11 protein-coding genes are annotated in these 7,079 nt (G+C 66.1%); 6 read left to right on the top strand and 5 right to left on the bottom strand.

Annotated features, from left to right (window positions below; translation table 11 throughout):
- Positions 1-210 precede the first annotated feature (210 nt).
- From E6X30_RS10215 to E6X30_RS10205, 3 genes are all read left to right on the top strand, one after another.
- Positions 211-444: a FitA-like ribbon-helix-helix domain-containing protein gene (locus E6X30_RS10215; RefSeq protein ID WP_016664115.1), complete on the top strand. Its 234-nt coding sequence runs from the start codon at positions 211-213 to the stop codon at positions 442-444.
- The gene (locus tag E6X30_RS10210; RefSeq protein ID WP_016664116.1) at positions 441-878 is read left to right on the top strand and encodes a type II toxin-antitoxin system VapC family toxin; all 438 of its coding nucleotides are present in this window, start codon (positions 441-443) and stop codon (positions 876-878) included. Before E6X30_RS10215 ends, E6X30_RS10210 begins: the two co-directional genes overlap by 4 nt.
- 378 nt (positions 879-1,256) lie before the next feature.
- Positions 1,257-1,544, top strand: a complete 288-nt coding sequence (locus E6X30_RS10205; RefSeq protein ID WP_232049727.1) for a GNAT family N-acetyltransferase — start codon at positions 1,257-1,259, stop codon at positions 1,542-1,544.
- A gap of 164 nt (positions 1,545-1,708) precedes the next feature.
- On the opposite strand, the gene E6X30_RS10200 is transcribed toward E6X30_RS10205, so the two are convergent.
- Both E6X30_RS10200 and E6X30_RS10195 read right to left on the bottom strand, forming a co-directional pair.
- Entirely contained in the window at positions 1,709-2,302 is a 594-nt protein-coding gene (locus E6X30_RS10200; RefSeq protein WP_016664118.1) for a TetR/AcrR family transcriptional regulator, read from the bottom strand.
- 4 nt (positions 2,303-2,306) lie between these two features.
- Positions 2,307-2,723 carry a CPBP family intramembrane glutamic endopeptidase gene (locus tag E6X30_RS10195; protein WP_016664119.1) on the bottom strand — a complete coding sequence of 139 codons (417 nt, stop codon included), beginning with the start codon at positions 2,721-2,723 and terminating at the stop codon, positions 2,307-2,309.
- Between the two features lie 515 nt (positions 2,724-3,238).
- Here E6X30_RS10195 and E6X30_RS10190 point away from each other — a divergent pair.
- On the top strand, positions 3,239-3,706 hold the full coding sequence (locus E6X30_RS10190) for a hypothetical protein (protein ID WP_016664120.1): 468 nt from the start codon (positions 3,239-3,241) through the stop codon (positions 3,704-3,706).
- Between the two features lie 41 nt (positions 3,707-3,747).
- On the opposite strand, the gene E6X30_RS10185 is transcribed toward E6X30_RS10190, so the two are convergent.
- Complete coding sequence (locus E6X30_RS10185; protein WP_147594896.1) at positions 3,748-3,924, bottom strand: putative glycolipid-binding domain-containing protein; 177 nt, start codon at positions 3,922-3,924, stop codon at positions 3,748-3,750.
- Positions 3,925-4,002: 78 nt separating this feature from the next.
- Between E6X30_RS10185 and E6X30_RS10180 the strand changes: the two genes are divergently transcribed.
- Positions 4,003-4,827 (top strand): BPL-N domain-containing protein, encoded by an 825-nt coding sequence (locus tag E6X30_RS10180; protein WP_016664121.1) that lies wholly within the window; start codon positions 4,003-4,005, stop codon positions 4,825-4,827.
- Positions 4,824-5,729, top strand: a complete 906-nt coding sequence (locus E6X30_RS10175; RefSeq protein ID WP_016664122.1) for an antirestriction protein ArdA — start codon at positions 4,824-4,826, stop codon at positions 5,727-5,729. The genes E6X30_RS10180 and E6X30_RS10175 overlap by 4 nt, the downstream gene beginning before the upstream one ends.
- Positions 5,730-5,798: 69 nt before the next feature.
- On the opposite strand, the gene E6X30_RS10170 is transcribed toward E6X30_RS10175, so the two are convergent.
- Positions 5,799-6,641, bottom strand: a complete 843-nt coding sequence (locus E6X30_RS10170; protein WP_016664123.1) for an IS3 family transposase — start codon at positions 6,639-6,641, stop codon at positions 5,799-5,801.
- Positions 6,641-6,955, bottom strand: coding sequence for a helix-turn-helix domain-containing protein (locus E6X30_RS10165; RefSeq protein ID WP_161493661.1), 315 nt, complete (start codon positions 6,953-6,955; stop codon positions 6,641-6,643). Before E6X30_RS10165 ends, E6X30_RS10170 begins: the two co-directional genes overlap by 1 nt.
- Between the last annotated feature and the right edge of the window lie 124 nt (positions 6,956-7,079).

Here is a 7,079-nt window from a genome sequence, read left to right as displayed (position 1 = left end):
GAATCGTTGTCACCGGGACAAAGGCCCGCGGTGAAATCCCCTCAATCCCCATCATGCACATCCGTTTAGCCACAGTCTTACGGTTAAGCGCAATGTGGTGGAGTTCCGCTTCAACGTGTGAGGCGGTCGCCGGCGGCTCCGGGGCCAGTCCGATTGGAGCTGATGTTGGGGTGATAGCATGAGTGCAAGCACCTTCGGGAGGTGATCGTGATGTCGTCCATTGTCGTCCGTGGGCTTGATGAGTCGGTCAAGGCTCGCTTGGCTGCTCAGGCCAGGGAGCATGGTCGCTCCATGGAGGCGGAAGTTCGTGACATCCTGACGCGGGCGGCGACCCGTCCAAACATTGGGCTCGCGCTGTTGCGTGCGGGACAGCTGGCCGGTGGGGTCGAAGACTTGCCGATTCCCGAACGTTCTGACCGCGCCCGCGTAGTGGACTTCTCGTGATCGTTCTCGACACGAACGTCGTCTCCGAGGTGCTCAGGCCGCGTCCGGAAGTGAACGTCGTGGAATGGCTGGAATCGGTCACTGATGACGTTGCCATCACCGCAATCACTCTGGCTGAGCTCTTGGCGGGCCTGCGCAGGTTGCCTGATGGTAGGCGAAAGACCGAGCTCACTGGGGCGGTTGAGGGTGCTCTGCGTCCGTATCGCGACACCGGTGCGATTCTTGCCTTCGATGCCGTGGCGGCTCCGCACTATGCCGACACCCTGGCCCAGCGAGAAGCGGCTGGTCTTCCGGTCTCGACTGGGGATGCGCAGATAGCGGCGATCTGTCGAGCCCGGGGAGCGGTCTGTGCGACGCGCAACATCAAGGACTTCCTGAGGACCGGTGTCTCCTTGTTTGATCCGTGGACAGGAACTTCGCACCCCGCTTCGTGACTCGGGCTCGTCGCGGGCCTTGGTTAGAGCTTGCGCAGGATCGGGCAATCGATGAGATCGCTGCGATCAAGCCCTTGCGGGCCGCCTAAGGCTCGCTTGCCACGACCCCTCGGCACCCAGAATGCTTCGCCGCCCCAGAAGCGTGGGGAATGCTTTGCTTGGGGGTGAATCCTGGTGCTGGAATGCTCCTGATGGTCAACGCTGTGCACCTTCGTGAGCTGTCGGTCCATGACGCGGAGGTGATGGCCGAAGTGCTGGCGGACCCATCGCTGTACGAGTTCACCGGTGGGTCCGCCGAGCGCTACGGAGCTCGAGCGGCCGTACGCGATCCAGACTCGGGGCTGCTCCCTCGATGGCTCGAAGGACTGGATCAACTTGGTGGTGCTGCTTGACGCCCAGCCCATCGGATATGTGCAAGCCACTGTTCCCAAGAATGGCGGACCCGCCGAGATTGCCTGGGTGGTCGGTAAGCCGTGGCAGGGCCACGGTTATGCGTCGCGGGCCGCGCAGCTGCTGGTCGATCGGCTCGTTCAACGTGGAGTTCACAGTGTGGCTGCGCATATCAATCCCGATCATCTGGCCTCGCAGGCGGTAGCTGCGAAGCTGGGCATGGTCCCGACCGATGTGGTCGACGGTGAGAGACGGTGGGTGAGCACAGGCGTCTGACCCTGTGGCAGCGGCATGTAAGGCCTGAGGTCAGCTGCCCTGTGGCGAGCCTTCCAAGATCCACCTGACTGCCCCTAATCGTGGCGACCCGGTCGAGTTCCGGTTTGTGTGTAGTTGGCTGCTGCGACTTGGAGCAAGGGGCCGCAGGGGCATTGTGCAGGTGGCTACGCCGACTCGACGCGATCGGCGCGTCTGAACAGCGCCGATAAGGCGATGTGGAGCTCTTCCTCGACGGCGTCAGCCGTGCGTGGGTCATAGAGCAGTTGCGAGCCATATCCCTGCACCAGGGCGAGCCAGATGCGTGCCGCGCGGGTTGGATCGACGGGCTGGATCTCGCCCTCCGCGATGGCGCGTCCGATGAGTGACGCGATGCGCCCCACCAATTCGGCATCCTCCGTGCGCAGTGCGAGGGAAAAGGCCTGATTGGTGTGCGCCAGGTTTCCGAATCCCGTCGCGACGATTTCCTGGCGGCGGCTCCGTTCGTTGAGTGGCAGGATCTGCAGCGTCAGGGCGACGAGCCAGTCCACGAGCGTCGGCTGACTCGGCACGGCGACAGCCGGTGCCGCCGCGGCTGCACGGAAGCGGGCGAGCATCGCCTGGAGCAGCTCGTCCTTGGTGGCGAAGGACTTCTGGACCGCCCCGAGCGACATTCCCGCCTCTGCGGCCACGCTGCGATAGGATACCGCTCCCATGCCGTCGCGAGCCATGACGGCCAGGCCCGCGTCGGCATAGGCCTGCTGCCGTGAGGTCAGTTCCATGGGTTCATTCTGCCTCGGCCTGGGTGGTGCGGGGCCACCACCACACCGCCTGCACTGCCAGCAGGGCCAGGGTGCCGAACAGGCTGATCAGCCCTGCAGTGTCGACCGAATCCCCGGTCAGCCAGGCCGCGTAGTCATAGACCGCGTGCCAGATGATCCCGATCCACAGGCTCCGGCATGCGATCACCATTCCCGCGAGGACGATCCCCACGAGCAGGGCGAGCGCTTGCTGGCCGACGATGTAGACGACTGGCTGGCCGGTGAAGATGTTGCCGAGGTGGAGGAGTGCAAAGATCACTGCGCCTGCGACGATCGCGAACCGGTCGCCGCGCCCCCGCAGGGCGGCGAGCAACAGACCCCGGAACCAGATCTCCTCGTTGAAGCCCACGGCGATCCACAGCGACAGGTACGCCGCTGCCATCAGGGGGGACCCCCTGTCAAGCGATCTCGTCGGAGTTGTCCCCGTGCTCTGAACGGGCTGTGACGGCACCTCGGGGAGCCAAGCGGTGCAGCTGCGACGCGGCCTCGCTCAACGCCCAGCGTGTCCCCGGTGTCGGAACCTGGTTTCGTCGCTCCAAGCATCACCTCAGGAGCTTGCCGGTGAGGTGGTAGGCGTGGCAGTCTCGGCACCAGTAGGAGCGAATCTCTCTACGCTTGTGATTGCCTCGCTCGGCTCTGCCGCCGGCGGTTGCCAGCTCTTCCAGCCTTTTCCTGACTGGCCGTATCCATCGTGGTGCATGCCCGGGATTCTCCTTGACCTCACCCGTGTCGCCGACCGTACGGGCTACCTCTTACAATCCCCGCCCGTCGCCGCAGGGCCGCTGGTCCTGCGGCTCGATGAGCGACGCCGTGCCTGCGGGCGTGCTCCGCTCGCGGGTCATTGGTCTGGTTATACTTGGTGCTCGCTGCACCGCTGATTGCTCGAAGGAGGGTTGTATGGGTTCCTGGGATCCCACGCATGCACTGACGCTCAACGGCGGCGCGTCCGTGACGGAAGTGTGCAAGCTGCTCGATCCGGAGGCGATGCTGCGGCGCGTCCTGTCGGGCATGGATGGTCAGCAGGAGTTCGCCGTCTCCCTGGCACGGTTCCCCGAGGGGACGCGGTTGTGGGATCCCCGGGCCTCCGGGTGGCCACTGTGCTTCCTGCAGGCGGCGGGGGCAGCGACGGCAATGATGGTCGAAGTGAGCCAGTTCGATGCCTCGGGCGAGCTGGGTCTGTACAAGCTCGGGTGCAGGGGCTCCGACGAACAAGGAGCCGCGCAGCTGGAGGTTCGTTGGCGAGGTCGGGCGGAGACGGTTCCGAAGCTTGAGGTCTTCACTGCGCAACAGGCCGGCGACATCTTCGTCCACTACTACCGGACGGACAGCGTCCCCGACTGGTGTACCTTGCGCCGGTTCGAGTGATCACCGTCCCGGCTGGCGGGGATGCTCGCCGGTTGCCCTTGTCAGGCGCCAGTTTCGATCCTTCGGGCGAAGGGGTAGTCGGTGATCACGCCGTCGCCGTCGACGTCGAGCACAGCGTCGAAGTCCTCGTCCCGTTGATGAAGCGAACCGAGCCGCGATCGATGCTGGCGTAGTACTGCTCCGAGGCGCTGACCTCCAGCGAAGGCAGATCGATCCACGCCATCACCAGCCGTTGTTCAGGTTGGATGTCGAGTAGTCACTGGTGACGACGCCAGCGACCAATAACCATGTGGCCCATGGACCACGCGACGACTGACCAGCGCAGCCCCGCTGCCGGCGCGTCGTCCTGCCGTCCGCCCGCCTGCGCCACCCGTCGCGGGTTCCTCACCGGAGCCGCACTGGTGCCGGTCGCCGCGGGGCTGACGTCGTGCGCCTCGCCGACGCCTCCGGCCCAGCAACCGACGCCGCGACCGACCGTCGCTGCCGTGTATCGCGGCTCAGCCGGATGCGACGGTTGCGCCGAGACGCTCGCGGAACGACTCGCGGGCGCGCCGCTGCACATGGAGGTGACCTTCGTCGGCCCCGACGAGGAGGTTGCGCTGGACGCGGGGGCCCTCGACGGGATCGACCTGTACGTCCAGCCGGGCGGCGGCGACGACATCCCGGCAGCCGCCGCCGAGTTCCCCGCACCGTTCGTCGAGGCGCTGCAGGAGTGGGTGCGCGGCGGGGGCCGCTATCTGGGCGTCTGCATGGGGGCCTACCTGGCTGGCAACGACGGGTTCGGACTCATCCCAAGGCAGATCGACGGTGAGGTCGGGGCGCCGGGGTTTCCCGTGGTGGACAGTGCCGACCACCTGGTCGCGGTCACCTGGGACGGCACCCGACGGTGGACGTACTTCCAGGAAGGTGCCCGACTGCCCGAACGTGGCGCCGTCGTGCATGCCCGCTACGAGACCGGCGACATCGCCGCGGCGCGCTACGTCCTCGGGCAGGGCCGCATCGGCCTGATCGGCCCGCACCCCGAGGCCGACAGCACCTGGCTGAAGGGCAGCGGACTCATCGACGAGGACGGCGACGACTGGGCCTACGCCCTGCCCCTGGTGCGCCAGCTCGTGCCATGAACCCGGGCGCCGGTTCGGCGCGGCAGGATGGGGCCGTGCACCCCGTCCTCAACCTCATCCGCACCCGCATGGCCGCGGGCTCCCGTCCGCTGCACCGGGACGACGACGCCCGCCTCGCCGTGGTGCTCGAGGGCGGCAGCTCGCGAGCAGCCCACGGCGGCAGCATGATCTGTGAGCTGGAGGAACGCGGCCTGCTGGCGGCCTTCGACGCGGTGTACGGCTCGTCGGCAGGAGCCCTCAACGGCGCATGGCTCGTGTGCGAGCGGGCCCGCGCCAACGTCCACGGCTGGTGGATCTCGGAGTCGATGGGCGCCATCATGAAGCCGGGCAACCTCTGGCGGGGCCAGCCGGTGGTCGACGGGGAGCACATCGTCGACGTCGTGTACGAGACGGTCACGCCGATGGGCTTCGACGAGATCCTCGCGAGCCCTGTCGAGTTCCATCCCGCCGGCACCGACGCCGCCGACGTCACCCTCGCCCAGCTCCACGGGGACGCTGACGGCCCGTACACGGGCTGTGAGGAGGTCTGGTGCCTCGACCACGAGAACATCCCGGTGCCCTGCGAGATGGGCCTTGCCGAGGTCGCCGAGTGGGGTGAGGTCCACGAGGAGGTCGGTGAGACTCTGTGGCCTGCGCTGTGCGCCTGGGTGGAGTCGGGTAACTACACCTCCGTGGGGCGCTGCCTGCCCAGCACTTCCGACTTCGAGGAGCGCTACTGCGGGCAGTGGGAGCGCTTCGACGACTTCGCCGCCCAGCTCGCTGAGGACACCGGTCTAATGGACGGATGGCCCGAGGAGGCTCAGCGGTACTTCAACTGGGAATCATGGACCCGCGACCTGCTGTTCGACCACACCGTCATACCCGCACCCGACGGTGGGGTGTTCGTATTCCGAGACCTGTGACATAAGAGCCCCGCAGCCAGATTTGGTGAACTGGTCCCCGATTGTCGGACTGGTTTGAAAGCCTAGGGCCTAGGCGGCAAGGGTCTGTTCCCGGTATTGGACCGGGGGCAGGCCCTTGTTGCTGTTGTGGGGGCGGTGGTGGTTGAACCAGTCGATGTAGTCGGTGAACTCGGTGGTGAGTTGCTCGACGGTGGTGATCGTGGTCGAGCAGAACAGTTCGTCCTTGAGGTGGCCGAAGAAGCTCTCGATTACGGCATTGTCGAGGCAGTTCCCGCGCCGGGACATCGATCCTCTCGCGCCGGCCTGGCCGAGGATCCTGCGCCATTGCCAGTGCTGATATTGGAATCCCTGGTCCGAGTGGACGATCGGGTGGTCTCCCTCTCGCAGCCGGCCGACGGCCTGTTCCAGGGAGGTGTTGGTCAGGGCCAGGTTCGGTGACGGGCCGATGGTCGCGCCTATGATCTGGCGGTCGAACAGGTCCATGACCGCCGACAGATACACCTTCTCGCCGTCGAGGTGGAACTCGGTGACGTCGGTGACCCACTTCTGGTTCGGGCCAGTGGTGGTGAAGTCACGCTGGAGAAGGTTCGGGAAGGTCTTGCCGACCTCGCCCTTGAAGGACCGGAACCGCTTGCGGCGAATCTCGCAACGCAGCCCGAGGTCGCGCATGAACTTCAGGACGGTCTTCTTCGCGACGATCCAGCCCTGGGCCCGCAGTTTGGCCCAGACCCGTCGATGCCCGAACCGGCGACGCGAGGCCTCGAAGACCTCCCTGATCGCCGCCTTCAACCCAGCCTGCGGGTCCGGGGCGGTGAGGCGGGCTTGGTGATAGAAGAACGTGGATCTCGCCAGCCCGGCCGCGGCGAGCAGATCGGTGAGCCTGTGGTCTGCCTTGAGGGAAACGACGGCCATCACCTTGACCGACGTTGTGGCTCCATCAAGGCCCGCAATTTTCCCAGGTAGGCGTTCTCCGCCCTCAGCCGCTCAACCTCGCGCCGCAGAGTTTCGATCTCGTCGGACGGCCCCGTGGCCGTCTTCCGACCTCGTGGTCTGGGTCTGAGACCGTCTTCGCCCTGCTCGCGCAGGATCCTTCCCCATCTCTGGACGATCTGGGGAGAGGACAGACCGAATTCGATCGCCAGGTCCGTCTTCGGCTCCCCAGCCAGGAAACGCTGCGCGACGGCCACCTTCGTTTCGAACGGATAGACCTTCTTGCCCGATGCCATGACCAGCGCTCCTCTGCCTCGAACACGCCAACGCTGGAACAACTTTCGCACCGGCCAACGACTCACACCAAGCTCAGACGCCACGGCCGTGTCGCCCCAGCCCGCCTCGAACAACCCTACAGCC

Origin of the sequence: Dermabacter sp., assembly GCF_032550575.1 — a bacterium.
Taxonomy (GTDB): Bacteria; Actinomycetota; Actinomycetes; order Actinomycetales; family Dermabacteraceae; genus Dermabacter; species Dermabacter hominis.
The sequence above is the reverse complement of the archived record's forward strand: the minus strand, read 5'-3'. Positions and strand labels throughout refer to the sequence as shown.

Bases quoted from the DNA above. Each gene is read 5' to 3' on its own strand.
- E6X30_RS10170 (WP_016664123.1), bottom strand. From the start codon at position 6,641: ATGGCCGTCGTTTCCCTCAAGGCAGACCACAGGCTCACCGATCTGCTC.
- E6X30_RS10165 (WP_161493661.1), bottom strand. From the start codon at position 6,955: ATGGCATCGGGCAAGAAGGTCTATCCGTTCGAAACGAAGGTGGCCGTC.
- E6X30_RS10190 (WP_016664120.1), top strand. From the start codon at position 3,239: ATGGGTTCCTGGGATCCCACGCATGCACTGACGCTCAACGGCGGCGCG.
- E6X30_RS10180 (WP_016664121.1), top strand. From the start codon at position 4,003: ATGGACCACGCGACGACTGACCAGCGCAGCCCCGCTGCCGGCGCGTCG.
- E6X30_RS10175 (WP_016664122.1), top strand. From the start codon at position 4,824: ATGAACCCGGGCGCCGGTTCGGCGCGGCAGGATGGGGCCGTGCACCCC.
- E6X30_RS10200 (WP_016664118.1), bottom strand. From the start codon at position 2,302: ATGGAACTGACCTCACGGCAGCAGGCCTATGCCGACGCGGGCCTGGCC.
- E6X30_RS10195 (WP_016664119.1), bottom strand. From the start codon at position 2,723: ATGGCAGCGGCGTACCTGTCGCTGTGGATCGCCGTGGGCTTCAACGAG.
- E6X30_RS10215 (WP_016664115.1), top strand. From the start codon at position 211: ATGTCGTCCATTGTCGTCCGTGGGCTTGATGAGTCGGTCAAGGCTCGC.